Here is a 25,012-nt window from a genome sequence, read left to right as displayed (position 1 = left end):
ATGCTGCAAGGCGTGTTAGCTGTCCTCAAACGGATCCCATTCGTCGTCGACTTCGGGCAAGGCTTCGAATTCGGCTTCCGCCTCTCGTGCTTTGGGGGTTCGAATGTCGGTTATTCTGGCGCCGGGGAATTTCATCAAGACGGCCTGAACCAGTGGATGCGCCTGTGCCTTATCGCGCAGGGCGTTGGTTTCAATGTCGCGCACTTCGGCAATCGTTTCGCCGCCGCCCTCATTGACCAGCGTGACGGCCCAGCGATTTCCGGTCCAAGCCTGTAGGCGTGATCCGAGCCGCTGCGCAAGATCGTGCGGCGCGCCCTTAGCGGGGACAAATTCAATGCGACCGGGTTGGTAGGCCGCAAGTCGCACGCCAGTTTCAACTTCTACCAGCAATTTCACGTCGCGGTGGCGGCGGATCAATTCGACGATGTGCTCGAAGGTCGGATAATGGGCGAGCGCTTCATCGTTTGCCACGGCCAGAACCGCACCACCGGCAGAGGCTGACGGACCGCTAGGGCTGGAATGGGTCGCCGCCACTGCTGAGGATTGCACGGCGGTGTTCACGGCAGGCGCTGCGCGTGGGCCACCACCGCCTGGACCACCGGAGGGTGGTGTCTCTTTGTCGAGCTTGCGAACAAGGTCTTCAACGCTCGGCAGGTCCGCCACGTGGGTCAGGCGAATGATCGCCATTTCCGCAGCCATCATTGCATTGGGTGCCATCGCGACTTCTTCGAGGGCTTTGAGCAACATCTGCCACAGCCGTGTCAGCACCCGCATTGCCAATGCATCCGCCATGGCAATGCCGCGCGTGCGCTCATCGGGGCTGACGGTCGGGTCTTCGGCTGCATCAGGCGTGATCTTGATTACGCTGACCCAGTGGGCGATTTCCGCCAGATCGCGCAGGATCGCCATTGGATCGGCACCGTCGGCGTATTGGCCGGACAATTCCTGCAGCGCGTCGGCTGCTTGCCCCTTGAGGATCATGTCAAACAGATCAAGCACGCGTCCACGATCTGCCAGCCCCAACATTGCGCGGACTTGATCGGCAGAGGTTTCGCCTGCGCCATGGGAAATCGCCTGGTCCAACAATGACTGCGCATCCCGCGCGGACCCTTCGGCGGCGCGTGTGATCAAAGCGAGTGCATCATCAGTAATCTCAGCGCCTTCGGCAGTCGCGATCTTGCGCAGCAGGCCGATCTGGTCTTCGGGTTCAATGCGGCGAAGGTCGAACCGCTGACAGCGGGACAACACCGTCACTGGCACCTTGCGAATTTCGGTCGTCGCGAAGATGAATTTGACGTGCTCGGGTGGTTCTTCCAGCGTTTTGAGAAGTGCGTTGAACGCGTTGACGGACAGCATGTGCACTTCGTCAATGATGTAGACTTTGTAACGGGCGGACGCGGCGCGGTAATGCACGCTTTCGATTATTTCACGGATGTCACCGACGCCCGTGCGCGATGCGGCGTCCATTTCCATGACATCGACGTGGCGACCTTCCATGATCGCGACGCAGTTTTCGCATTTGCCGCAAGGTTCGGTCGTTGGGCCACCCTGACCGTCGATTCCGATGCAGTTCATCCCCTTGGCGATGATTCGCGCTGTGGTCGTTTTACCGGTGCCACGGATGCCCGTCATGATGAACGCCTGCGCGATCCGGTTGGCGGCGAACGCGTTTTTAAGCGTGCGCACCATGGCGTCTTGTCCGACAAGATCGGCAAAAGTCTCGGGGCGGTATTTGCGCGCAAGGACTTGGTATTTTGGGGTATCGGATTCGGTCATTGGGATAAGTTACGCCCAAGGTCCCTCGGCGTCCACCTACAGGATCACAGGATGGCGCCTGTTCCGATGGCCGTGATGGACATCGGGACCTCGAGCGACGTGAAACTTTTGCCTGACTATGCCTCAAAAATGGTTTCGCGCAGACGGTTGAGGGTTTTGCAGGCCTGTTGGCACGCTTCATAGAAAGTCAGAATTGCGATAATGAGAGAAATCGATGCGATGGCTTTGGCCGCCCACGTGGGTTTAAACGCGCCGAAGACGGCCTTCATACCGACGGCCACACCGATTGCGCCCAGCCCCGTGCCCATTCAGTTGGAAAAGGTGCGTTCATTGGCTATCGACGTGCGATCTTCTGCCATGTTGGTGCGGGTTCGGGATGGTTTTTTGATTTGCCAATCAAAACAGCTTAGTTGACGGCTTGCCCTGTGCAAGCGCAAGTTCTAGAAAAATGGCCCCAAGGGACGTCCAGGTTCGCGGAAAGCCGAAATTGGCACACTTTCGATGTAGAACAGACCACTTTCGGTCTTTCTCATTGTACAGGCCAGCGAACCTTGGGACCTGTTAATGAGCAAGTCCTATGACAGACGCCCTAGATACATTTCGCAGCGCTGGTAGGGCACTGAAGTCCCGATATGAAGTTGGCGACACGGATGCACGTGCGCGGTTGCGGATGCACCCCCCGCGCAGGCGATGAATAAAAGCACGCTGATTTTCTGCACGTCATTGCGCGCGAAAACAGTTTTGCCACGTGGCCAGCGATGAAGCCCTAGATTGAGGCGTTGGACCTTCATCGCGCGTTCAAACTGCAACGTCTGAAAGTCGCGCTTCACCATGGCCAGAAGGGCGTCGTGCACCGTTTTATGGAAGACAAACCTGATCTGGTCGCCGGTCATTTTAGCCTGTTGTGCGGGCTTTATGATGAGCGTGCGGTTCGGGCGATGTTGCGTGATGATCCGACCTGCGCTGTCACTGCCGCGGGGCCGGCCTTGCCCCTTTTGCATTTGTGCAAATCGCGCATGCTCACTGGCTGGCCAGACAAGGCAGACGACGCCATTGCGATTGCCGATATGTTGGTTGCGAACGGGGCTGATGTGAACGAGCGATCCACTGTCACCGCTCTATTGGGCGCTGGGCCAGGCAGGACACATGGACATGGCGGCTTGGCTGTTTGAGAACGGAGCCGACCCCGCTGCGTTGTGTCATGGACACAGCGCCTATGAGTTCGCTGCGGTCTTTAGTTACGCCGATCTTGTCGCGCGTCCTGATGCATTGGGGCAAGCGACGCCATTGACAGATATGGAACAGATGTTGGCACAAGCCGCCAAAGGCCGTGGGTGCGACGAGTATCATCGATACCGACAAGCTGCCCACGCATTACCGCGGCATCTTGCGCGAAATATTGCATTTTCCGGATAAGCTGCTGCCTCCGAAAGCACTCGTCGCGATTGGCCTAGAATGGGATCACGCGGACAGCGATGGTGTGACGCCGGTGCAAGCCGCCGGTTGGAACGGATTGCCTGATGTGATGGGCTATTTCATGTCGCCGCGGCCCGATCTATCCCATGTGAACAAGAATGGTGGTAGATTTCTGTCGACGATTCTGCACGGGGTTGATCACAATCCACAGCAGGCGGGTGGTGATTACATTGGGTGTTTGCGCATTGCCATGGAACATGGTGTTGCTTTGCCACGCCGCGCAATCGACGCGTCCGGTCTGCCGGAAATCCGTGCGTTCTTGCAGCAATGGGTTGAACGTATGCTGGGACAGATGGTGGAACATGGGGTCTTCTAAATTTACGATCTATCCGCTGGATATTGGGGCAGGGCAGGTCGCGCTGTCCCCAATTCCGGGGCGTTCCGGATCATACGAGGCTGATCTGTCGACCATTCTGCACTGGGGCCCGGACCTAGTGCTGAGCATGACGACCCAAAGTGAACTGGACCGCATGGGCGCGTCTGGTTTTGGCGACGACCTTGCAGCGGTTGGCGTGACGTGGTGCCATCTGCCAATTGTGGATTTTGGCGCACCGGATGGGAATGTCGCCAACGCTTGGATCGAGGTTTCGACGTTGAGCGCAGACATTTTGGCGCGGGGTGGCAAGATTTTGACCCATTGTTTTGGCGGCTGCGGGAGGTCTGGTATGGCGGCGTTGCGCCTGATGATTGAAGCGGGCGAAGCCTCGGACGCAGCACTTGAACGTCTGCGCAAAACGCGGCCCTGTGCTGTGGAAACCGATGCCCAGCGGCGATGGGCGGTCAGGTCTTCCGCTTAGCTTTGCCGCGCGCTTGACCTTCGTCGTACATCTTTTGAAGCCGCTTGAGGTGGCCACGGTTTTCACCAACCGTTGCCGTGTTGAACCGGTTCTCTTTTTCCAGCTTGCGCCAGCGTTCAATCCGGTCCGTGTCCAGATCACCCGCCGCAATCGCCGCGCGAATGGCGCAGCCCGGCTCGGTCACATGGGCGCAGTCGTTAAATTTGCACGACGCGGCCAGTTCAGTGATGTCGCCAAAGACCTCATGCACGCCCGCTTCGGCGTCGACCAGTCGCAATTCGCGCATGCCCGGTGTGTCGATCAACCACCCACCTGCAAATGTCGCGCGCAGGTTGCGATTTGTTGTCGTATGGCGGCCCTTGGCGTCGCCAGCGCGAATGTCTTGCGTGGTGTCGATGACATCCGTCAGGCGGTTCTGGATCGTCGTCTTTCCGACGCCAGATGATCCGACCAAGGCCAAGGTTTGCCCGTCGCTGCACCACGGGTTCAGCCGTTTGACGTCTTCATCGTCCGTTGCATTCACCGCAATCGCGCTGAGCATCGGCGACAATTTTTCGGCCTGTTTGACGTAGTCGGCGGGGTCGTCGCATTGGTCTGCTTTGGTCAGAATCACTAGTGGCAAACAGCCTGATGCGGCGCACATTGCCAAATAGCGTTCGAGCCGCGCGACATTAAAATCGGCGTTGCAACTGGTCACAATGCCCAGCGTGTCGACATTGGCGGCGATCAGTTGCGGTTTGGACTCTTCGCCAGCGGCGCGTCGGGTGATTTCAGTGGTGCGTTCCAGCGGTGCGGACGCGGCAGACCCTGTGGCGATCACCCAGTCTCCAACCGCATAAAGGCCAGCGGCGACGACCGGCGATAAGGATATGGGGCCGTCTGCGGAAAATCCATCAAGACGGGCGCGGTGAACGGCTGCAATGCGAACGGGGTGGCTGGGCGGATCGCCGTCAGGGTCAAGTTCGATCTGGCGCGCAAAATGCGGGCCCCAGCCGAGGGTTTTGAGAGTTGTGTTCATGAAAGAGCGTTTATCCTATTGAACGATTCCGCAAAAGCGTTGCTTTCGCTCTATCGCTCCCCGCAAAAATGCAAAAGCATTTTCGCGGTAAGTGAGAGGTTGGACATCGACCCAAGTGGGGCTCGTTGTGGCTGCTTCCTTCCGGACCTGACCAGGTTGGCGAGGCACTTGCCCGCGCCAACCCCTCAATCGTTGACATAGAACTACATAGTCCGTCGCGCAAGAGCCGTATGGATTGCACCCTGTTCTGGGACATGGCATCGGTTGGCCTATGAAAAATGCAGAAACAGCTACGTTCGGCGGGTCCGGTCTGGATCGGGCTGCCCATATGCGTGGAAATATCGAGGAAGCTGCAGCTAATCCTGCTGCGCGCACGATTATTTTGTGGCGCGGCAAGCTGCTGTTGGATCGCATCGGTGGTGCGTTGGCACGTCTGCCGCTTGATCATCCGGTCACGGCTGATGCTGGCGATGTTCGGATTTTCCTTGGCCTTGATGACGACGGCCCCGTCTTTGCCGTGTCCTTGTCGGGCTGGGACCCTGTGTTGGCTGAAGCCGACGACATGAACACATTTCTGGACCCAACCATGCAGCAACATCCCGCCACCGGTGAGGCCGTTTTTGCAGAACTGCGTGGCATCATGACGACCCTCACGCCGCGCGACGCCGAACTTGCCGCAACGGCCCGCGCTGTTCTCGGCTGGCACGACAGCCACAAATTCTGTTCAGCCTGCGGTACGCAAAGCGCCGCGGCGGATGCGGGCTGGCGTCGCGTTTGCCCCGCGTGTGGCACGTTCCACTTTCCGCGCACCGATCCGGTCGTGATCATGTTGATCGTGTCCGGTGACGATGTCCTCGCTGGCCGGTCGCCGGGCTGGCCGGAGGGCATGTATTCCCTGCTCGCCGGATTTGTGGAGCCGGGCGAAACCATTGAGGCCGCCGTGCGCAGAGAAGTTTTTGAGGAGGCGGGGATCACAGTCGGCGAGGTGACGTATCTGGCCAGCCAACCTTGGGCGTTTCCGTTGTCGTTGATGATCGGTTGTTACGGTGTCGCGACGTCCTATGACATCACGCTGGACCCTATCGAGCTGGAAGATGCACGCTGGGTAAGCCGCGCCGAGATGGAACAAGCCGCCAGAGGTGAGCATCCCACGATACAGTCTGCCAGAAATGGCGCAATCGCGCATTTTTTGCTAGAGAACTGGTTGGCGGATACGTTAGATTAATGAAAATAACGAGGAACGGACCGGCAAGGTCGAAGACTGGGCAGTACACTATGGAATTTACAACGCGCGACGATATCGAAGCACCAATTGACTACGTTTTTGATCAGGTCACCAATTTTGCAACTTTTGAGCGCTCAATCATGCGTCTGGGTGGCGATGTTGAACGGATCGCAGGCGGCGACGCGGCGGTCGTTGGCACTTAATGGCGTGTAAAATTTCTGCTGCGCGGCGTCGAAAGAAGTGTCTTGGCCGAAATCATCGAGGTCGATAAGCCCAATGGTTTGACGTTTGAAGTTACATCTAAAAGCGCGGATGCGACGATGGTGATCGAACTGGTCGCCCTTAGTCGTGCCCGCACGCGTCTCAACGTCAAGGCTGTCGCGAAGGCTAAAACCATACCGGCAAAGCTGCTGTTCCAGTCCGTTCGTTTCACGCGCCAGAAAAATCAGGACCGTTTTAAAACCATTGTGTCGGGCTTTGCGAAAGACGTTGAAACCCGTTACTTCGGCTAGGGCTTTGCTTTTTCGTGTCGACGTGGCGCCGCTGGGAACACGCCCATCAACCGAATGTGGTCGGTGAAATAATCCAACTCATCCATTGCGCGTTGGACATTTCGGTCGTCGGGATGGCCTTCGACCTCAGCGTAAAATTGCGTCGCGGTGAACTGCCCGCCGACCATATAGCTTTCCAGCTTGGTCATGTTAACGCCATTGGTCGCAAACCCGCCCATCGCCTTGTAAAGCGCTGCAGGAATATTGCGCACGCGGAACACAAAGCTTGTGACCATGCCATGCTTGCCCCGCCGATTTAGGTCGGGGTCGCGTGCCATGATCAGGAACCGCGTGGTGTTGCGGTCGTGGTCTTCGATGTGGCGCGCCAAAATATCAAGCCCGTAGATTTTCGCAGCCATTTCAGACGCCAACGCACCTGCGGTCATGTCTTCACCCGCGGCCACATCCATTGCAGCACGCGCGTTGTCTGAACTGGTCACAGGTGCGATACCGTGACTGCGCAAAAATTTTCCGCACTGGGGAAGGATCACAACATGACCTGCGGCAGACCGGATCTGGTTTAGCTGCGCCCCAGGTTTGCCAAGCAGATTTATATGAACCCGAACAAAGGCCTCATCAACGATATGAAGCCCACTTTCGGGGAGCAGCGTGTGTACGTCGCCAACACGCCCATACGTGGAGTTTTCGACTGCGATCATGCCTAGATCCGCGTGGCCTAGACGAACAGCCTCGATTGCTGCCTCAAATGTGGGGCAGGGCAGTGGTTCATAATCGGGGCGGGCTTCGATGCAGGCTTGATGCCCGTAGGCGCCCGGTTCACCTTGAAATGCAATGCGTTTGGTCATCTGGGGCACCCGCTTTTTGCCCTCATGACCACAGGCCATGCAAAAAATGGGCATTTGGTCGCGGTGCTACACCTTGATCATTGGAGTGGGAAGCGGATAGAAGATTGCGGAATCAGGAAGAAATTGGAACGCGACATGTTCGACACAATGACAATGACCAAAGTTCTGGGCGCACTATGTGGCACATTACTGGTTTTTATGCTTGGTAGCTGGGCAGCTGAGACGATTTATCACGCGGGCGGCCACGGCGGTGACGAACAGGCCTATGTGATCCCCGTTGAGGGCGCTGACTCGGTTGACGTCGTTGTCGACGCCGGCCCTCCGTTTGAAGAAGTCTACGCATTGGCTGATGCAGCCGCGGGCGAAGGACAGTGGCGCGCGTGTTCTGCCTGTCACAAACTTGAAGCTGGCGAAAATGGCACTGGACCATATCTTTATGGTGTTGTCGGTCGCGATGTCGCTTCGGCTGAAGGGTTTAGTTACTCAGGCGCGCTTATCGCTGTTAATGATGTTTGGACACCTGAACAGTTGAACGCTTTCCTCGAAAACCCAAGGGGTTACGCGCCGGGCACTGCGATGAGCTATAACGGCATGCGTAAAATCGAAGATCGTGCAGACCTGATCGCGTATCTCGACAGCCTCGACGACTAAACGCCAAACTGGAAATTCGCGAAGGCCGTCCCGTCTGGGGCGGCCTTTTGCGTTTCAGGACGTAGCTAATCCTCTTGATCACGACGAAGTCATGCATTCTCAACTTGAATGTTCGCCAGTCCGCGCTCTACCTTAAAATAAGCGATTTCGCCGATTTTCAGGAGTGCCCGATGAACCAGACCCAGCACTATGCCGCCAAAGCCGCCAAACAGTCGCAATCTGTATCTGGATTCGAACGGGGCATATCGAAATGGGCGCTGAAGCTTGCGGGGTCGGTTTTAGCTATGGGTGCGGCAACGCTCGTGCATGCCGACGCCCATGATGCCATCATCACCTCGCATGGCTACACAAACTTCGGAGACCTGAAATACGGCGCCGACATGGCGCATCTGGACTACGTGAACCCCGACGCCCCCAAGGGCGGCGAGATGAGTGTTTCAACCCAAGGGACGTTTGACACGTTCAACAACTTTACCCGCGAGGGGGCTGCGGCCGCTGGCACAACCCTGTTGTTCGAAAGCATTATGACCGCCACGGCAGACGATCCATACGGGTCCTACTGCTACCTGTGCACGACATTGGAATATCCCGAAAGTAAGGATTGGGTCATCTTCAATCTGCGCGACGACATCACTTTTACCGATGGCACCCCGATGACCGCCGAAGACGTGGCGTTCACCCACAATTTGTTCATGACCCAAGGGCTGCCAGAATACGTGGCCGTGGTGTCCGATTATCTTGACGGGGTCGAAGTGCTGGACACCTACCGCGTCAAATTCTTTTTCACACCGGACGCGCCACGCCGTGATGTCATCGGCTTTGCGGGTGGCACAACAGTCTTCTCCAAAGTATGGTTTGAAGAAACTGGCGCGCGCCTGGACGAAAGCACCGATGTGCCGTTCCTAGGGACCGGCGCGTATGTGATCGACAGTTTCGACACCAACCGACAGGTTATTTATGCACGCGACCCTGATTGGTGGGGCGCGACACATCCTCTCAGCATTGGGCAAGCGAATTTTGACACCATTCGCTATGAGTATTTCACAGATTCCGCGGCCGCGTTCGAGGCGTTCAAGGCGGGTGAATACACGTTCCGCAACGAAAATTCTTCGCTGCAATGGGCGACGGGCTATGAGTTCCCTTCGATTGAAAATGGATGGGTGCGCAAAGAAGAACTGCCCGACGGGTCCATCGGATCGGCGCAGGCGTTCATCTTCAACCTACGAGATCCAAAATTCCAAGATCCCGCCGTCCGTGAGGCGATCCGCCTGATGTTCAACTTCGAGTGGTCGAACGAGACCCTGTTCTATGGGCTCTATGACCGTGTCGATTCGTTTTGGCAGAACTCTGATCTGCAAGCGCGCGGCGTCCCTTCGATGGGCGAGTTGGCGCTGCTGCAACCCCTCGTTGACGACGGGCTTCTCGATGCGTCTATCCTGACGGATGAGGCGGTCCTGTCGCCGACATCGGATGCACGCCGACCGACTGACCGCGCCAATCTGCGTCTGGCGTCCGATCTTTTGGCCGGTGCTGGCTGGATTGCGGGCGATGATGGAATACGCCGCAAGGACGGGCAAACCCTTTCGGTCGAATTCCTGACTGCGTCCCCGTCATTTGACCGCATCATCAACCCCTATATCGAAAACTTGCATCGCCTCGGCGTAGAGGCCTCACTTGATCGCGTGGATTTTGCCCAGTATGTGGAACGCCTTAATGCGCCGTCTGAATTTGACATGATCACTCATACGATGACCCAAGGATTTGAACCTGGCACTAGCATGCGCCAGTGGTTTGCCTCAGAAACCGCAGCTGACAGTTCTCGCAATCTGATGGGCCTGCAAGACGAGGCGATAGATCGTCTCATGACCATTGTGATCAACGCTGAAAGCCTTGACGACATGACAAACGGGACCCACGCGCTGGACCGCGTTCTGCGCTCCGAAGGGTTTTGGGTACCACAATGGTATAAATCGGTTCATTCCGTCGCCTATTACGACATGTACGAATACCCCGATCCGCTGCCGCCTTTCGCGTTGGGCAACCTTTCATTCTGGTGGTACAACGCCGACAGAGCAGAAGAATTAAAAGCAGCCGGCGCGTTTTAAGCGGACGGACTGATGGCAATAAGACCAACAAAGGCCACGCACTAAATGGGCGCCTATATTTTTAAACGATTGTTGCTGGTGATCCCGACACTGCTCGGGATCATGATCATCAATTTTGTGCTGATTCAATTTGTCCCCGGCGGGCCGATTGACCAGATTATTGCCCAAATGGAAGGTGGCGGTGACGTCTTTGAGGGCATCAGCGGCGGCGGATCAGAAATTCTTGAAACCGACAGCGGTGACAGCGTCGCGTCGCGTGGATTGCCGCAAGAATTCCTCGATGAGCTTCAGGTAGAATTCAACTTTGCGCGCATTGTCTGTGACGCTGGATATACTGGCGAACCCGATCTGCGGGCGGCTGAATGTAATCCCGTGCCGATTCCCGCGCTGGAACGTTTTTTCCTGATGATGTGGGACTATATGCGCTTTGATTTTGGCGACAGCTATTTCCGGTCTGTGTCTGTTGTGGACCTCGTCCTTGAAAAGATGCCGGTGTCGATCACGCTGGGCCTGTGGTCCACGTTGATTGCCTACATGATCTCCATCCCGCTGGGCATCCGCAAGGCTGTGCGCGATGGCACGTCGTTTGACACATGGACGTCTGCGGCCATTATCGTCGGCTATGCAATCCCGGGGTTCTTGTTCGCTATCCTGCTGATCGTGCTGTTTGCGTCCAACAATTGTTTCCGCTTTCCGTATCTGTCGGATTGGCTGAACGGGAATTCGCTCCTGTGGTGGATGTACGACTACAATCCGACCTGCATCCGCCTGTTCCCGCTACGAGGACTGACGTCGTCGGACTTTGACCAGTTAAGCACGTGGGGCCAGATCAAGGATTATTTCCATCACATCGCACTGCCCGTTCTGGCATCGACCATTTCGGCCTTTGCCACACTGACGTTGCTGACCAAAAACAGCTTCTTGGACGAAATCAAAAAGCAGTATGTCATCACCGCCAAGGCCAAGGGCCTGTCAGAATCCCGCGTGCTGTACGGCCACGTGTTTCGCAACGCGATGTTGATCGTGATTTCTGGCTTTCCGGCGCTGTTCATCGGCGTGTTCTTTGGTGGCTCATTGATCATCGAAACGTTGTTTTCGCTTGACGGGTTGGGCCGCCTCGGGTTTGAGGCGACGTTGCAGCGCGACTATCCGGTCATGTTCGGCACGCTTTTTGCGTTCTCCCTTATGGGGCTCGTCGTGGGTATCCTGACAGACATCACATACGTGCTGATCGATCCGCGCATCGATTTTGAGAAACGGGGATAGCCATGCAAACCGCCATGCCCCCCCCCCCGAAAAAGGGCCGTTTCGCTCTGTCACCCCTGAACAAACGGCGCTGGAAAAACTTCACGCGAAACCGCCGTGCCTACTGGTCGCTGTGGATCTTCCTTTTCTTGTTCGGGGCATCGCTGTTCGCGGAATTCCTTGCCAATGACAAACCCATCATGGTCAGTTACCGCGGCGAAATCCGCATGCCGATCTTCAGTTTTTATTCCGAACAGGACTACGGCGGTGATTTCCCGACCGAGGCTGAATACAAAGATATCGAAGTGCGCTGTCTGATCGAAACAGGCGGACTTGAGACGTGTTTTGATGATCCCGAAGCGCTGATCACGGCGGCGCAAACCGGCGCCATTGACGATGATGGGTTTCAAAAGGGCTGGTTGTTCTGGCCGCTGGTGCCCTACAGCTACAATACCATCGTCGACATCCCCGGCGTGGCCCCGTCACCGCCCGACGCCAACAACTGGCTTGGCACGGATGATACCAAACGCGACGTTGTTGCGCGGGTGATCCACGGCTTTCGCTTGTCGATCCTGTTTACGATTATCGTGACATCCATTGCGTCGGTTATCGGTATTATCGCAGGCGCTGTTCAGGGCTATTTTGGCGGCTGGGTCGACCTTGTTTTCCAACGTTTGCTGGAAATTTGGAGCTCAACCCCGTCGCTTTACGTGATCATTATTCTGTTCGCGATTTTAGGGCGAAGTTTTTGGCTGCTGGTCTTCCTCACTATCTTGTTCGGCTGGCCCGCGCTGGTGGGCGTGGTGCGTGCCGAATTCCTGCGCGCGCGCAATTTTGAATATGTCCGCGCGGCCAAAGCGCTGGGCGTCAGCGACCGCACTATCATGTTCCGCCACATGTTGCCCAACGCGATGGTGGCAACCGTCACGATGCTGCCGTTCCTGATCACGGGCACGATTGCGACGTTGGCGTCGCTCGATTTCTTGGGCTTTGGTTTGCCGTCCTCGGCGCCGTCACTTGGCGAATTGACGTTGCAAGCCAAACAGAACCTTCAGGCCCCGTGGCTGGGTTTCACCGCATTCTTCACCTTCGCGATCATGCTGTCGCTTCTGGTATTCATCTTTGAAGGCGTACGTGACGCGTTCGATCCACGAAAGACATTTTCATGATCGCGCGCGTTCTTGACGTTCAAAACCTCACCGTTGATTTTCGCCAAGATGGGGAAACGACCCACGCCGTGCGCGGAATTTCGTTTCATGTCGATAAGGGCGAAACGGTCGCCATTGTGGGTGAATCAGGGTCTGGTAAATCAGTGTCCGCCTTGTCGACGGTCCAACTGCTGGGCGACAGTGCAACTGTTGGCGGGTCCATCACCTACAACGGGACCCAGATGGTCGGCGCGTCCGAAAAGGACCTGCAACGCGTACGCGGCAACAACATAAGTTTCATCTTTCAAGAACCGATGACGTCGCTTAATCCTTTGCATACCATTGAAAAACAGCTGCGTGAAAGCATTGAATTGCACCAAGGTTTGCGCGGTGATGCTGTGCGGGTGCGGATCATTCAATTGCTGGAACAGGTCGGCATCCACGACGCTTCATCCCGCCTCGGGGCCTATCCGCATCAGTTATCTGGTGGGCAACGCCAGCGCGTGATGATCGCGATGGCGCTGGCGAACGGGCCGGAAATGTTGATCGCGGATGAACCGACCACAGCGCTGGACGTGACCATTCAGGCGCAAATTCTTGATCTGCTGGCGGACCTGAAACGCGACCTTGATATGTCGATGCTGTTCATCACCCACAATCTGACAATCGTGCGTAAAATCGCCGACCGTGTTTGCGTGATGAAGGATGGTGAAATCGTCGAACACGGCCTCACCGCCGAAATTTTTGCCAACCCACAACATCCCTACACGCGGGCCCTGCTTGAGGCGGAAAGCACAGGTGTGCCTATCGCCGTTGATCCGCACGCAAAAATCGTGGCTGAGGCAGAGAACCTCAAAATCTGGTTCCCGCTGCAAACAGGTCTTTTGCGCCGGACAACTGGCTACGTGAAGGCCGTCAATGACGCTAACTTCAGCGTTCGGGCCGGGGAGACTATTGGAATTGTCGGTGAATCCGGTTCTGGTAAAACAACACTGGCGCTGGCGATGATGCGGCTGATCCGCTCCGAGGGGCGAATCGTGTTCATGGGGCATGACTTGCACGGGCTTTCGGATCGCCAAATGCGCCCCTTGCGATCCGAGATGCAGATCGTGTTTCAGGACCCCTACGGATCGCTGTCGCCGCGCATGACGGTCGAACAGATCATTGCCGAGGGGCTGACTGTGCATGGAACCGCTGCGGGCAAACCCTCACGCCAAATGGTTGCTGAGATTATGGGCGAAGTCGGGCTTGATCCTGCGTTGATGGATCGCTACCCGCACGAATTTTCGGGTGGTCAGCGTCAGCGGGTCGCGATTGCCCGTGCGATGATTTTGCGCCCCAAACTGGTGGTGCTGGATGAACCGACATCGGCGCTGGATATGACGGTGCAGGTTCAAATCGTGCAATTGTTGCGTGATCTTCAGCAGAAATACCAACTGGCGTATCTGTTCATCTCACACGATCTAAAGGTCGTGCGCGCACTGTCGCATAAGGTGATGGTGATGAAACGCGGGGATGTTGTCGAAGCAGGCGATGCGGACGCAATTTTTGATGCGCCGCAGAACGATTATACCCGCGAGTTGATGAAAGCGGCCTTTGGCTAGGCTTCAAACGTGACGGACGCGTTGCTTAGTCCTGCAATTTCACAAAGACATGTCTGACCGCGCGCAATTGGCCCCACACCAGCCGGTGTGCCAGTCATAATGATGTCGCCCGCTTGTAACGTCACCAGCGTCGACAATGTCGCGATGATTTCTGGCACAGACCAGATCATTTGGGTCAAATCGCCGCTCTGTCGGGATTGGCCGTCAACAGAACACGTCACCGCACCTGTGGTTGGATGTCCGACCTCTGCTACGGGATGCACGGTTCCGATCACGGCGGAATTGTCGAACCCCTTGGCCATGTCCCAAGGCAAACCCTTGGATTTTACGGCTGTTTGAATATCGCGGCGGGTCAGGTCGTTGCCGACGGCGTAGCCATAAACATGCGACAGCGCGTCGTCTGCTGTGATGTCCGTGCCACCTGTCTTCAGAACGACAACCAACTCAACTTCATGATGCAGGTTTTCAGTTGCAGGCGGGAACGGGATTGTCGCGCCCGATTGCACCACTGCGCTGTTTGGTTTCATAAAAAAGATTGGCGGGTCCGCTTTGGCATCGCCGCCCATTTCAGCCACGTGGTCGGCATAGTTTTGGCCAACGCAAAAGATGCGGTGGACGCCGATGTGGTGATCTGCCGTGCTGGTGCGCAGGGTCGGGGCGTTAGGCGGGCGGACTTCAAGTACGGACATATCGTGTTCCTTGGGCTGGGTTATTCTGGTCCGATCATGAAACACGTCGTCCCGCGGGCTTGCAAGCGTGCACAGGCAAGTTCGGCACCTTCGTGCGTCAACCCCATGAAATTCGCGTCATACCCTCTGCTAGATTGGTTCACGCGACGAAGTGAGCCATCAAGCGTCGACATTTCGTTCAACGCGACACGCAACAACACCCGTTCGGCCTGATAGCGCGAATTGTAGCGTCCGACGTTGACCCCCCAAAGACGACTGCCTGACGTGGAAATGCGGGTCACGATTTTGGGCTCGCTCGGGGCTGGGTTCGCTTGTTGCACGGCGGCGAGGACAACGTCGCCAGTCGGTCTGGCTTGCGGCGACTGGGTGGCTTCTGGTGCGGTTGCGACCGTTTGCAGCACTTCGGTCACGGCATCTTCAATCACATCGGCATCTACGACAAGCATTGCGGCGGCAGGCTGTTCTGGGGCAGGGCGCGCATTCGGGCGTAGTGAACGGCTGACCAACCCGTTCACGCGAACCGTGCGCGCGGTCGTGCCGGGGGCCGGAGCATCTGGGCTGCCAGACCCTTGTGCGGGAACGGGGCTAGGTCGATTGATATTGGCGGTGGTCGGCGCGCGGGCAAACCCCATATCGAGCAGTTCCGCGACACGGGCGTTACGTTGTGCAGTGGAAGACCCGCCAAACATCGTGGCGATGATGCGTTCCTGACCACGTTCCGCAGAGGCCACGAGGTTGAAGCCAGCGGCGCGGGTGTAGCCCGTTTTAATACCATCGGCACCGCGATAGGCACTCAGGAAACGGCGATTGGTGTTGGCCACTTGGCGCACGCCTGCGTCTGTCGTTAGGCGGCTGAAGATGTTATAGTATTGCGGGAAATCGTAAATCATATGACGACCCAGGACTGTCATGTCGCGGGCCGTCGAAAGATGCCCAGATTCGGTCAAGCCGTGGGCGTTGCGGAATGTGGTGCGCGACATGCCCATGGCGCGCGCGGTGGCGGTCATCCGACGGGCAAAGGCGGCTTCGTTGCCTTCCAGCGCAATGCCGATGGCCGTTGCGGCATCATTGGCGGATTTCACACCCGAGGCGCGGACCAGATACCGGAACTGGATGCGTTGACCTGCGACAAGTCCGAGTTTTGAGGGCGGCTCGTTTGCAGCCACAGGTGTTATCGTGATCATGTCATCAAGGCTGATCTCGCCACGCTCAATTGCTTGGAACGCGATATAAAGCGTCATCATCTTGGTGAGCGATGCCGGATGCAACTGGGTGTCGGCATTTCGCGAATGCAATATCTCACCGGTGCGCGCATCCATAACCATGGCCGCGTAGGGTGCAGAATTACCTGCGATAGGCGCCAAAGCAGCCATCAGGAGATTCGACAATAGAAGAATGCCCGCCAACACGGGATTATGAATACGACGTTTCACGCCACTGCCCTTTTCTTTAGCCTCATGAGCCCCGATTTTTTGATAGGGTCTCTTATTATAGAATAAGGCTAGCACAGGGCCGTGGATCAGAAAATACCTTAAATACAAAGGGTTTCGATGTGGCAAACCTGCACAAATCGTAGGCTTTGGGGCACATCTGGGGGTCGGCTTTTGTTTTGACCGCTAAATGGTGGATTATGGCAGGAATTGGGCGGATAGATAAAAAGCCTCAATTGAGCGTTGCGACCAGTTCCGGCAACTCGCGTAGCGTGAAAATTTCGCGGAATCGCCGGTGGGTGACGGGCGCGTCTGCATGCTCATAGCCCCATGTTAGTTCATGGGGGACGTGGACGCCCCACGCGCCGGCCTCAATCGCGGGAATCACGTCTGATCGCACCGAATTGCCGACCATCATCTGATGTGCCGTGTCGTGGCGCGCGAAAATGCGGGCATACACATCGGCGGTCTTGTCACTGACGATTTCAACCGCGTCGAACAGATCTCCCAGACCCGATTGCGCCAGCTTGCGTTCCTGATCCAGCAAATCTCCCTTGGTGATCAACACGATCTCGGCCGTCTGCCGTAGCTGTTCAATCGCGCCGCGCACGCCGGGCATCAATTCTACAGGGTCCGACAGCATGTCGCGCCCCATGGACAACAGCTCTGCGATAACGTCAGTGGGCACCGCGCCGTCCGTCACCTCAATCGCGGTTTCGACCATCGACAGCACAAAGCCTTTGACGCCAAAGCCATAGATGCCCAGATTACGACGCTCAGCGCTTAACAGCCGATCCTGTAGGCCATCGCGTGACGTGAATTCCGCCAGCAATTCAGAGAAACTATTTTTGGTCAGCTTAAAGCCGCGTTCGTTGTGCCAAAGCGTGTCGTCAGCGTCGAATGCGATGGTCCAATTTTTGTTGCTCAAGGGGTGTTCCTGCCTTGTGTTATGCGTCAGTTATGCGAGGCCCCTTTTCATAGGCGCCATGAAGGTTATATTAAGCCGCGGAATGTACAATCGACCAGTGACTCTCGCCAAAGGAATACCATGCTGCAAGACGTTTACATGATGGCTGATCGGGACGATGATGACGATAGTGATATCGGAATCAAGCTTGAAACACGGACCAAGACCAAACGTCCACCGCTGTATAAGGTGATGATCCTGAACGACGATTACACGCCGATGGAATTTGTCGTCCACGTGTTGGAACGCTTCTTTAGCCTGACCCATGACCAGTCGGTCGAGATCATGTTGGCCGTGCATAAAAAGGGTCTCGCGGTGGTTGGCGTGTTCAGCCATGAGATCGCGGAAACCAAGGTTGCGCTGGTGATGGACCTTGCGGCGCGTCACCAACACCCCCTGCAATGCACGATGGAAAAAGAGTGAGGGCGCGTGGCCCGCTCGGTTCATCATGAAATATTCTCGCCTCTTTACTGCGCTGGACGAAGGTCTGGACCTGACTGGAACGCTGCATATCCTGCGCCCGCCCGCTGGCTATGATCTGGCTGGGCTAAGCGATGTCAGTGTCGAGTCGACGTTTTATCCCGACCATCAATATTGGCAGGCCATGGGCATGGTTGGCGACGGCACAGGCCGCGGCGCGACGCTTCTGGTGGTGCCGCGATCAAAAACGCTTGCACGCGCCATGATCAGCGACGCAATTGCCGCCGGTGGTTTGGTGATCGTTGACGGGCAAAAGACTGATGGCATTGAGGGCATCTACAAAGACGTCCGCAAGACCAACACGATCATGGGCGTTGTCGCAAAGGGTCATGGGCGTTTGTTCTGGTTTGAGGCTGGCACTGCCCCTGATTGGGACGTTACCGTCACATCACCGGACGGATACAAAACCGTCGCGGGTGTGTTTTCTGAAACGAAGATCGACATCGGCTCCTCCCAATTAGTCCCACACCTTGATGCGCTTAAGGGCGACGTGGCCGACCTTGGCGCAGGCTGGGGCTTTCTCAGCCGTGAGATTTTGACCCATGAAGGCGTCACGCGCCTCGATATGATCGAGGCAGACAAGGTGGCGTTGGACTGTGCTGTCCTAAATACCAATGATGCCCGCGCGCGTCCTGTTTGGACCGACGCGCTGACATTTAGTGGCGGACCTTATGACGTCGTTGTGTCCAACCCGCCATTTCACACCATACGGGCGGGTGATCCCGACCTTGGAAAGGGCTTCATCGCCACTGCTGCGCGCATCCTGAAGCCGCGCGGCGCATTGTTGATGGTCGCCAACCGTCATCTGCCCTATGAGGCGGAATTGGATGCAAAGTTTGCCCGTGTCGAAGAACTCGCCGGAACAGGTGCGTTCAAGATTTTTCGTGCGACTCGCCCCAAGCGCTAATATCGCTTAGCCTTTTCTAATCTGTCTGGTTCTCAGGAGTTGTTATGTCTTTTTCTATCGCCGGCAAGACCGCCATCGTCACAGGTGCTGCAAATGGTGTTGGCCTCGCGATCGGGCGGCATTTTGTCGCCGAAGGCGCCAATGTTGTCTTTGCAGATATGGACGAAGACCGACTGGTAGAGGAACTTGGATCGTCCAAAGTTGAACCCGAGCGCTACCGGACGTTTGCCTGTGATCTGCGTCAAAAACTGTCGATCAACAATTTGTTGTCCATGACAATTGATAGTTTCGAAAGGGTCGATATTTTGGTTAATGCGTCACGCCAACTGATCACGTCCGACCCGCTGAACCCGAAAGAGGATCAGGTAGAAAACTTGCTACAACAAAACCTTATGACGTCGTTGCGCCTGACGCAGGCGATTTCAAAACGAATGATCAAGCAGGCCGAAGGACAAGAAGACGGATCCGTCGGATCAATCATCAACCTCAGTTCTATCGCAGCGCGGCGCGCCAATCCTGATCTGCTGGGCTATTCGATTTCAACGGCGGCGCTGGATCAGATGACACGGTCTATGGCTGTGGCGTTGGCGCCGCACCGGATCCGCGTGAACGCAGTTGCCTTTGGGTCCGTCATGTCGGCAAGCCTAAAGCGCGAGTTGCGCGAACACGATGAATACCGCAGCGACATTATTGATCACACGCCTCTCGGCCGAATCGCAGGACCTGGTGAAGTGTCGGACGCAGTGCAATACCTCGCGTCCGACGCATCAGGCTTTGTAACGGGCCAGATTATCACCGTTGATGGGGGTCGCACGCTGATTGATCCGGCTTCGGCGCCTGCGCACTAATCATTCTGGATGGACGGCAATGCACCGTTGAATGCGGTCCTGTGCGGCGCGGGCAGACTGCTCACGGCGGCTCTCAAGTTGCGCGAGCTTTATGCGCTCTTCGGCGATGTTGATCGTCACAGGTTCTTGGCGGGTCGTCGTCTCGGTTTCTTCGCATGGGAAACGGAAGGTTGATCCATCTGCGTTCGTGCCTTCGCAGGATGCACGCAACACACGCACGTCCTGTACCTCAGCCAAAGCGAAGCCGCGGCTGATGTTGCCCTGTGTGATGTTGATTAAACGGTCAAGCTGGGCAACGGGACGGTTTGACGAACTAATGCATTGTTCGCGCGGGGTTGAACAGGCTGTAAGCGCCAGAAGCGAAAGAATAAGAAAGGGCGAGCGGGTCATGTCAGTTTCCTTTGGCAGCCATATGGTCGCAGTTGTGAATTCGGCGGTTGCGGACGTTTGCCCTGCTTGGTCAATCAATGCTACGTCTCATTGATAAGCAATAACAAGGTTTCGAGACATGGACTTGGGCGAAATGAAACAAGAAAAGGCGGCGGCGTCGGTCTGGTTTCGCACTCTGCGCGACGAGATCGTGCAGTCCTTTGAAAACCTTGAGGATACACAAGCTGTCGGGCCGTTTTCGGGCCTGCCAGCGGGCCGGTTTGAAGTCACGCAAACCACACGTACAGGTGACGCCGGAGAAGACGCAGGTGGCGGCGTGATGTCGGTGATGCGCGGCGGGCGTGTGTTTGAAAAGGTCGGGGTCAACATCTCAACCGTGCATGGCACGTTGGGCCCGCGCGCACAGGCCGCGATGATGGCGCGCAAGGGTTTTGATGGCATGGCCGACGATCCGCGCTTCTGGGCATCGGGCATCAGCCTTGTCGCGCACATGCAGAACCCTCATACGCCTTCGGTTCATATGAATACGCGTATGTTCTGGACGCCGCATGCGTGGTGGTTTGGTGGCGGGTCCGACCTTAATCCTTGCATCGAATACAGCGATGACACTGCACATTTTCACGCCACGCAACAGACGTGGTTGGACCCCCACGGCGAGGCACATTACCCCAAGCTAAAGGCTTGGGCGGATGAGTATTTCTACATACCCCATCGCAACCGCGCACGCGGTGTTGGCGGTGTGTTCATGGACGATTACAGCACCGGCGACTGGGCCGCTGATTTTGCTTTGACGCAGGACTTGGGGCGGGCGTTTTTGCCAGCCTATCAGCCACTTGTTGAGGGGCGCCGAAACACGAAATGGACCGATGCGGACAAGGATGCGCAACTGGTGCATCGCGGGCTCTATGCGGAATACAATCTTGTCTATGATCGTGGTACGAAGTTTGGGCTTGAAACTGGCCATGACGCGAATGCTGTGTTGATGAGCTTGCCGCCGATGGCGAAGTGGGTCTGACGCGACGACACTGTTGAGATGGTGCAGTTGAGGCAGCAGCGCCTCACCGAACGCCGCCGCCAAACCGAAATACGAGTTGTATTTACAAAGATGAACGAGGGGTGTCAGCGTGCCTCGCGCACGGTATCGATCATCAGTTGCACGTTTTGCGGGTCTGCATCCGGCGTGATGCCGTGTCCTAGATTGAAGATGTGCGGTCCACCTTTGAGAACATCAACAATGCGCCGCGTTTCAGACACCAGCGTATCACCGCCTGTGACCATATGGGATGATTTTAGGTTGCCTTGCACGCAGCCGTCGATTTGCACGTTGTCGGCGGCCCATTGGGCCATGACGCCATCGTCCAGCGCAATGCAGTCCGCCCCAATTGCATCGTGCAGCCCGATGTAACGTTCGTCCGCGCCGCGCGGAAAGGCGATGATGGGCGTGTCTGGGTGGCGTTGTTTAAGGGCGGCCACAATACGCGCCATTGGTTTGATCGCATAGTTTGTGAAATCGTCGCCCATCAGCGATCCTGCCCAGCTGTCGAACAATTTGACGACTTCAGCGCCAGCGTTGATCTGAGCCGACAGGTATTCGATCGTGCCGTCGGTAATGAGATCGAGCAGACCTTCAAAGACGGCTTTGTCAGTGTCTTTCAGCGCGTGGGCCGGGCCCTGATCTGGCGAGCCTTGTCCGGCGATCATATAAGTCGCGACAGTCCACGGCGCACCTGCAAAGCCGATGAGCGTGACATCGTCGGGCAATTCGCCCGTCAGCAGTTTTATGGTTTCGTAGATCGGCGACAATGTGTCGTGGATGGCGCTGACGGGTTTCAGCGCCTTCAATTCATCGGCAGTTGTGACAGTCGACAAACGCGGGCCTTCGCCCGTGACAAACCACAGATCCGCGCCGAGCGCTTGGGGCAGCAGCAAAATGTCCGCGAACAGGATCGAGGCGTCAAACCCGTAGCGGCGGATGGGTTGCAGCGTCACTTCGGCGGCCAGTTCTGGGTTGTAGCACAACGACAGAAAATCACCGGCCTGCGCGCGGGTCGCTTTGTATTCGGGTAAATACCGCCCCGCCTGACGCATCATCCAGATGGGCGGTGTCGGCAGGGTTTCCCCGGCTAGGGCGCGAAGAATGGGTTTTTGCGTGCTCATTGGGGCCTCCATAGGGTCGGCTTCGTCTCCCTTTTGGAGCGTGCCGAGTCAAGAGGTTGTAGTGGCGCGGGCGCGCGGCTAATTGTTCGATATGGATTTTGAATTACCCTCACCCGCCGCACCGTTGAAAATTGGAACCCGTGGATCGCCGCTTGCGCTGGCACAAGCCCATGAAACGCGCGCCCGTTTGATGATCGCGTTTGATTTGCCCGAGTCCGCGTTCGAGGTCTGCGTGATCAAGACCTCCGGTGATGATCGCTCGCTGATCGACGCGGATATTCCGCTCAAGGTTATTGGCAACAAGGGGTTGTTCACCAAAGAGATCGAAGAGGCGATGCTGGCGGGGCGCATCGATATTGCCGTTCATTCGACCAAAGACATGCCGGTGGCGCAGCCGGATGGTCTGGTGTTGAACGTATTTTTGCCGCGTGAAGATGCGCGCGATGCCTTTGTTTCGGTGAAATATGCGGGGATCGCCGATCTGCCCGAGGGGGCGATTGTTGGCACGTCAAGTCTGCGCCGTCGTGCACAGTTGCTGGTGAAACGACCTGACCTGACCGTCGTTGAATTTCGCGGCAATGTGCAGACACGGTTGAAAAAGCTGGCCGATGGTCTGGCGGATGCGACGTTTTTGGCAATGGCGGGGTTGAACCGCATGGGCATGCACGATGCAGCGATTGGCGCCATTGATCTGGACGATATGTTGCCCGCCATTGCCCAAGGCACGATCAGCATTGAACGGCGCGTCGATGATCTGCGCGCACGCGATATGCTGGCGGCGATCCACAATGTGCAAGCGGGTCAACAGATGGCAGCGGAACGGGCGTTCCTTGCGGCGCTGGATGGCTCCTGTGAAACGCCGATTGCCGGTTTGGCAATGATCGACTGTGATCAGATGTGGCTGCGCGGCGAGATTTTGAAACCCGATGGCAGTCAGGTCTTTACCGGTGAGCGGCGCGGATTGGTGTCCGAAGGCGCGGCGATGGGTATGGAGCTGGCACAAGAGCTTTTGGGTCAAGCGGGGCCGGATTTCTTTGAGGCTGTTCAAGCAGGCTAATCAGGGATCAGTTTGCCGGGATTAAGGATGCCATTAGGGTCCAGAACACCCTTGATCTTACGCATCATATCAAGCGCGACAGGGTCTTTGCGACGCCGCATGGTGTTCAGTTTCGACAGGCCAACACCATGTTCAGCCGAAAAACTGCCGCCAAGGCTTTCAACTACATCTTCAATGATTTCAACAATTTTATCCTTTAGCGCTGCATCGTCGCTGGACGGATAGACGCCGTAGTGCACGTTGCCGTCGCCCAGATGCGCAATGTAGAACGGTTCTGCGCCGCTGTCGGCCTCAACCACTTTGGCGTACGCTTGTTCCAAAAAGGAGCCCACCAGATCGAGGGGCAATGCGACATCGGTATCGACAATTGGCTTGCGCCAAAATGTCAATTCAGCGGCTGCTTCGCGGCGGTCCCACATCGCGCGGCGCTGGGTTTCGTTTTGCGCGACGACGGCGTCGAGGACCGCACCGCTGTTCATCATGTCAGCCATGATCGTTTGCAGGGCGTCGGTGATATCTGTGTCTGTGGTTGTGGCGACCTCGATCATGATGTTGACATCATAGGGCACATCAAATGGTTCGCGTGCGCCGTCGACGCGGGCCATGTGGACGTCGATGTAGTGGCGCGGCATATATTCGAACGCTTCCACCGCGCCGCCTGTCGCGTCTTGCACGCGGTTCAGCAGCGTCAGCGCATCGTCCAACTTCGGCACGGCCACCATCGCGGTGGCATATGTGATTGGTTTCGGGGCAAGTTTCAGCACCGCCTTGGTGATGATCCCCAGCGTACCTTCGGAGCCGATCAACAATTGGCGCAGGTTCAGGCCGGAATTGTCTTTGTGCAGGGACGACATCAGGTCCACGACCCGACCATCGGCCAACACAGCCTCAAGCCCGAGCACCAGGTCGCGGGTATTTCCGTAGCGCAGAACGTTTGAGCCACCGGCGTTGGTCGACATCACCCCGCCTATCATCGCGGACCCTCGTGCACCAAAGGTGAGTGGGAAAATAAGCCCTTCGGCGTCTGTCGCATCGTGGAGGGAGGACAGAACGACACCTGCATCCACGACAGCCGTGCGCGTTGTGGCATTGATGTCATGGATGGTGTTCATCTGGTCCAATGACACCATCACACCGCCGGGCGCATATGTGCCACCAACCAGTCCGGTGTGGCCTGACACAGGCGTGATGGATTGGCGTTGTGCGTTGGCCAAGGTCATAATTTGTGACACTTGATGGGTGGACGTGGGGCGCAGAACCACACCGGGCTGCGCGCAGTACTTGCCCGTCCAGTCGGTTGACCAGCGTGCGGTATCATTCCCCGTCAGTGCGTATTCTTTGCCGACAATAGCGGCAAATTCTTGCAGTAGTGCCATAGCGTCCCCCAGAAGCTGAATGTATGCCACTTTGGTGTGATATCAAAGGGTCGTCGTGTTCGGTAAAGTCGGAGTGTGGCGGCGTTGAGTATGACGTTGCACACACCAATGATGGCTCGTGTTTCTGGGAAACGACGCTCGCTGTGTTCCATTTCAAAAGGCAGTGTGGTGGCGTTACCTGGATTTGAACCAGGGACCTAACGATTATGAGTCGTTCGCTCTAACCAACTGAGCTATAACGCCATACACAGCGGGCGGAATAGTCGCGGGCGGGGGTGGTGTCAAACCCAATCTCGTGCTTTGCGGGTT

General features: G+C 56.7%; 26 protein-coding genes, 1 tRNA gene and 1 other RNA gene. 16 read left to right on the top strand and 12 right to left on the bottom strand.

Going from position 1 to position 25,012, the window contains the following annotated elements; genetic code table 11:
- Window positions 1-15: 15 nt before the first annotated feature.
- Together OA238_RS19940 and OA238_RS33005 are read right to left on the bottom strand one after the other, a co-directional pair.
- Entirely contained in the window at window positions 16-1,776 is a 1,761-nt protein-coding gene (locus OA238_RS19940) for a DNA polymerase III subunit gamma/tau (RefSeq protein ID WP_015496591.1), read from the bottom strand.
- Window positions 1,777-1,892: 116 nt separating this feature from the next.
- Window positions 1,893-2,045, bottom strand: coding sequence for a hypothetical protein (locus OA238_RS33005; protein ID WP_187293081.1), 153 nt, complete (start codon window positions 2,043-2,045; stop codon window positions 1,893-1,895).
- Window positions 2,046-2,555: 510 nt separating this feature from the next.
- On the opposite strand from OA238_RS33005, the gene OA238_RS19925 reads away from it, so the two are divergent.
- From OA238_RS19925 to OA238_RS19915, 3 genes are all read left to right on the top strand, one after another.
- Window positions 2,556-2,948 carry a hypothetical protein gene (locus OA238_RS19925; RefSeq protein ID WP_144055945.1) on the top strand — a complete coding sequence of 131 codons (393 nt, stop codon included), beginning with the start codon at window positions 2,556-2,558 and terminating at the stop codon, window positions 2,946-2,948.
- A 158-nt stretch (window positions 2,949-3,106) separates the two neighbouring features.
- Complete coding sequence (locus tag OA238_RS19920; RefSeq protein ID WP_044037230.1) at window positions 3,107-3,568, top strand: hypothetical protein; 462 nt, start codon at window positions 3,107-3,109, stop codon at window positions 3,566-3,568.
- Window positions 3,555-4,049, top strand: a complete 495-nt coding sequence (locus OA238_RS19915; RefSeq protein ID WP_015496590.1) for a protein-tyrosine phosphatase family protein — start codon at window positions 3,555-3,557, stop codon at window positions 4,047-4,049. Before OA238_RS19920 ends, OA238_RS19915 begins: the two co-directional genes overlap by 14 nt.
- Here the strand turns inward: OA238_RS19915 and rsgA are convergent.
- Together rsgA and ffs are read right to left on the bottom strand one after the other, a co-directional pair.
- Window positions 4,033-5,067: a ribosome small subunit-dependent GTPase A gene (gene rsgA, locus OA238_RS19910; protein ID WP_015496589.1), complete on the bottom strand. Its 1,035-nt coding sequence runs from the start codon at window positions 5,065-5,067 to the stop codon at window positions 4,033-4,035. The genes OA238_RS19915 and rsgA overlap by 17 nt on opposite strands.
- A gap of 89 nt (window positions 5,068-5,156) precedes the next feature.
- Window positions 5,157-5,255: signal recognition particle sRNA small type (gene ffs, locus OA238_RS30580), an RNA gene on the bottom strand.
- A gap of 83 nt (window positions 5,256-5,338) precedes the next feature.
- On the opposite strand from ffs, the gene nudC reads away from it, so the two are divergent.
- Genes nudC through OA238_RS29205 form a run of 3 tightly spaced genes read left to right on the top strand, consistent with a single transcriptional unit; the run spans window position 5,339 to window position 6,804 of the window.
- Complete coding sequence (gene nudC / locus OA238_RS19905) at window positions 5,339-6,292, top strand: NAD(+) diphosphatase (protein ID WP_015496588.1); 954 nt, start codon at window positions 5,339-5,341, stop codon at window positions 6,290-6,292.
- Window positions 6,293-6,342: 50 nt separating this feature from the next.
- A complete protein-coding gene (locus tag OA238_RS33000; RefSeq protein ID WP_187293080.1) occupies window positions 6,343-6,495 on the top strand; it encodes a hypothetical protein in 153 nt (50 codons plus the stop codon).
- A gap of 42 nt (window positions 6,496-6,537) precedes the next feature.
- Window positions 6,538-6,804 carry a hypothetical protein gene (locus OA238_RS29205; protein WP_051076530.1) on the top strand — a complete coding sequence of 89 codons (267 nt, stop codon included), beginning with the start codon at window positions 6,538-6,540 and terminating at the stop codon, window positions 6,802-6,804.
- Here OA238_RS29205 and OA238_RS19895 read toward each other — a convergent pair.
- Complete coding sequence (locus tag OA238_RS19895; protein ID WP_015496587.1) at window positions 6,801-7,649, bottom strand: prephenate dehydratase; 849 nt, start codon at window positions 7,647-7,649, stop codon at window positions 6,801-6,803. The two genes, OA238_RS29205 and OA238_RS19895, sit on opposite strands and share 4 nt — an antisense overlap.
- 135 nt (window positions 7,650-7,784) lie before the next feature.
- On the opposite strand from OA238_RS19895, the gene OA238_RS19890 reads away from it, so the two are divergent.
- The 5 genes from OA238_RS19890 to OA238_RS19870 all read left to right on the top strand — a co-directional run bounded on the left by OA238_RS19890 (window position 7,785) and on the right by OA238_RS19870 (window position 14,402).
- Window positions 7,785-8,300, top strand: coding sequence for a c-type cytochrome (locus tag OA238_RS19890; RefSeq protein ID WP_015496586.1), 516 nt, complete (start codon window positions 7,785-7,787; stop codon window positions 8,298-8,300).
- A gap of 170 nt (window positions 8,301-8,470) precedes the next feature.
- Window positions 8,471-10,405: an extracellular solute-binding protein gene (locus OA238_RS19885; protein ID WP_015496585.1), complete on the top strand. Its 1,935-nt coding sequence runs from the start codon at window positions 8,471-8,473 to the stop codon at window positions 10,403-10,405.
- Window positions 10,406-10,450: 45 nt separating this feature from the next.
- Window positions 10,451-11,671 carry a microcin C ABC transporter permease YejB gene (locus OA238_RS19880; protein ID WP_015496584.1) on the top strand — a complete coding sequence of 407 codons (1,221 nt, stop codon included), beginning with the start codon at window positions 10,451-10,453 and terminating at the stop codon, window positions 11,669-11,671.
- Window positions 11,672-11,673: 2 nt separating this feature from the next.
- Entirely contained in the window at window positions 11,674-12,819 is a 1,146-nt protein-coding gene (locus OA238_RS19875) for an ABC transporter permease (RefSeq protein WP_015496583.1), read from the top strand.
- The gene (locus OA238_RS19870; protein ID WP_015496582.1) at window positions 12,816-14,402 is read left to right on the top strand and encodes an ABC transporter ATP-binding protein; all 1,587 of its coding nucleotides are present in this window, start codon (window positions 12,816-12,818) and stop codon (window positions 14,400-14,402) included. Before OA238_RS19875 ends, OA238_RS19870 begins: the two co-directional genes overlap by 4 nt.
- Here OA238_RS19870 and OA238_RS19865 read toward each other — a convergent pair.
- The 3 genes from OA238_RS19865 to OA238_RS19855 all read right to left on the bottom strand — a co-directional run bounded on the left by OA238_RS19865 (window position 14,399) and on the right by OA238_RS19855 (window position 17,449).
- Window positions 14,399-15,091, bottom strand: coding sequence for a fumarylacetoacetate hydrolase family protein (locus OA238_RS19865; protein ID WP_015496581.1), 693 nt, complete (start codon window positions 15,089-15,091; stop codon window positions 14,399-14,401). The two genes, OA238_RS19870 and OA238_RS19865, sit on opposite strands and share 4 nt — an antisense overlap.
- Window positions 15,092-15,111: 20 nt before the next feature.
- The gene (locus OA238_RS19860; RefSeq protein WP_044038552.1) at window positions 15,112-16,464 is read right to left on the bottom strand and encodes a D-alanyl-D-alanine carboxypeptidase family protein; all 1,353 of its coding nucleotides are present in this window, start codon (window positions 16,462-16,464) and stop codon (window positions 15,112-15,114) included.
- 289 nt (window positions 16,465-16,753) lie between these two features.
- The gene (locus OA238_RS19855; RefSeq protein WP_015496579.1) at window positions 16,754-17,449 is read right to left on the bottom strand and encodes an HAD family hydrolase; all 696 of its coding nucleotides are present in this window, start codon (window positions 17,447-17,449) and stop codon (window positions 16,754-16,756) included.
- Window positions 17,450-17,569: 120 nt separating this feature from the next.
- Here OA238_RS19855 and clpS point away from each other — a divergent pair, with 120 nt between their 5' ends.
- From clpS to OA238_RS19840, 3 genes are read left to right on the top strand one after another with little or no spacing between them, the layout of a single operon-like run.
- Window positions 17,570-17,911: an ATP-dependent Clp protease adapter ClpS gene (gene clpS, locus OA238_RS19850; RefSeq protein WP_015496578.1), complete on the top strand. Its 342-nt coding sequence runs from the start codon at window positions 17,570-17,572 to the stop codon at window positions 17,909-17,911.
- 25 nt (window positions 17,912-17,936) lie between these two features.
- On the top strand, window positions 17,937-18,875 hold the full coding sequence (locus OA238_RS19845; RefSeq protein WP_015496577.1) for a class I SAM-dependent methyltransferase: 939 nt from the start codon (window positions 17,937-17,939) through the stop codon (window positions 18,873-18,875).
- Window positions 18,876-18,919: 44 nt separating this feature from the next.
- Window positions 18,920-19,723, top strand: a complete 804-nt coding sequence (locus tag OA238_RS19840; protein WP_015496576.1) for an SDR family NAD(P)-dependent oxidoreductase — start codon at window positions 18,920-18,922, stop codon at window positions 19,721-19,723.
- Here the strand turns inward: OA238_RS19840 and OA238_RS19835 are convergent, their stop codons facing one another.
- The gene (locus OA238_RS19835) at window positions 19,724-20,113 is read right to left on the bottom strand and encodes a hypothetical protein (RefSeq protein ID WP_015496575.1); all 390 of its coding nucleotides are present in this window, start codon (window positions 20,111-20,113) and stop codon (window positions 19,724-19,726) included.
- A gap of 118 nt (window positions 20,114-20,231) precedes the next feature.
- Between OA238_RS19835 and hemF the strand changes: the two genes are divergently transcribed.
- On the top strand, window positions 20,232-21,128 hold the full coding sequence (hemF, locus tag OA238_RS19830; RefSeq protein WP_015496574.1) for an oxygen-dependent coproporphyrinogen oxidase: 897 nt from the start codon (window positions 20,232-20,234) through the stop codon (window positions 21,126-21,128).
- A gap of 104 nt (window positions 21,129-21,232) precedes the next feature.
- On the opposite strand, the gene hemE is transcribed toward hemF, so the two are convergent.
- Window positions 21,233-22,270, bottom strand: coding sequence for a uroporphyrinogen decarboxylase (gene hemE, locus OA238_RS19825; RefSeq protein ID WP_015496573.1), 1,038 nt, complete (start codon window positions 22,268-22,270; stop codon window positions 21,233-21,235).
- A gap of 91 nt (window positions 22,271-22,361) precedes the next feature.
- Here hemE and hemC point away from each other — a divergent pair, with 91 nt between their 5' ends.
- Window positions 22,362-23,327: a hydroxymethylbilane synthase gene (gene hemC / locus OA238_RS19820; protein ID WP_015496572.1), complete on the top strand. Its 966-nt coding sequence runs from the start codon at window positions 22,362-22,364 to the stop codon at window positions 23,325-23,327.
- On the opposite strand, the gene OA238_RS19815 is transcribed toward hemC, so the two are convergent.
- A complete protein-coding gene (locus OA238_RS19815) occupies window positions 23,324-24,703 on the bottom strand; it encodes an FAD-binding oxidoreductase (RefSeq protein ID WP_015496571.1) in 1,380 nt (459 codons plus the stop codon). The genes hemC and OA238_RS19815 overlap by 4 nt on opposite strands.
- A 166-nt stretch (window positions 24,704-24,869) precedes the next feature.
- Window positions 24,870-24,946, bottom strand: a tRNA-Met gene (locus OA238_RS19810).
- Window positions 24,947-25,012: the final 66 nt, after the last annotated feature.

This window comes from Octadecabacter arcticus 238 (assembly GCF_000155735.2).
Classification (GTDB): Bacteria; Pseudomonadota; Alphaproteobacteria; order Rhodobacterales; family Rhodobacteraceae; genus Octadecabacter; species Octadecabacter arcticus.
Note: the sequence above shows the minus strand (reverse complement) of the source record. Positions and strands in the feature narration are given on the sequence as shown.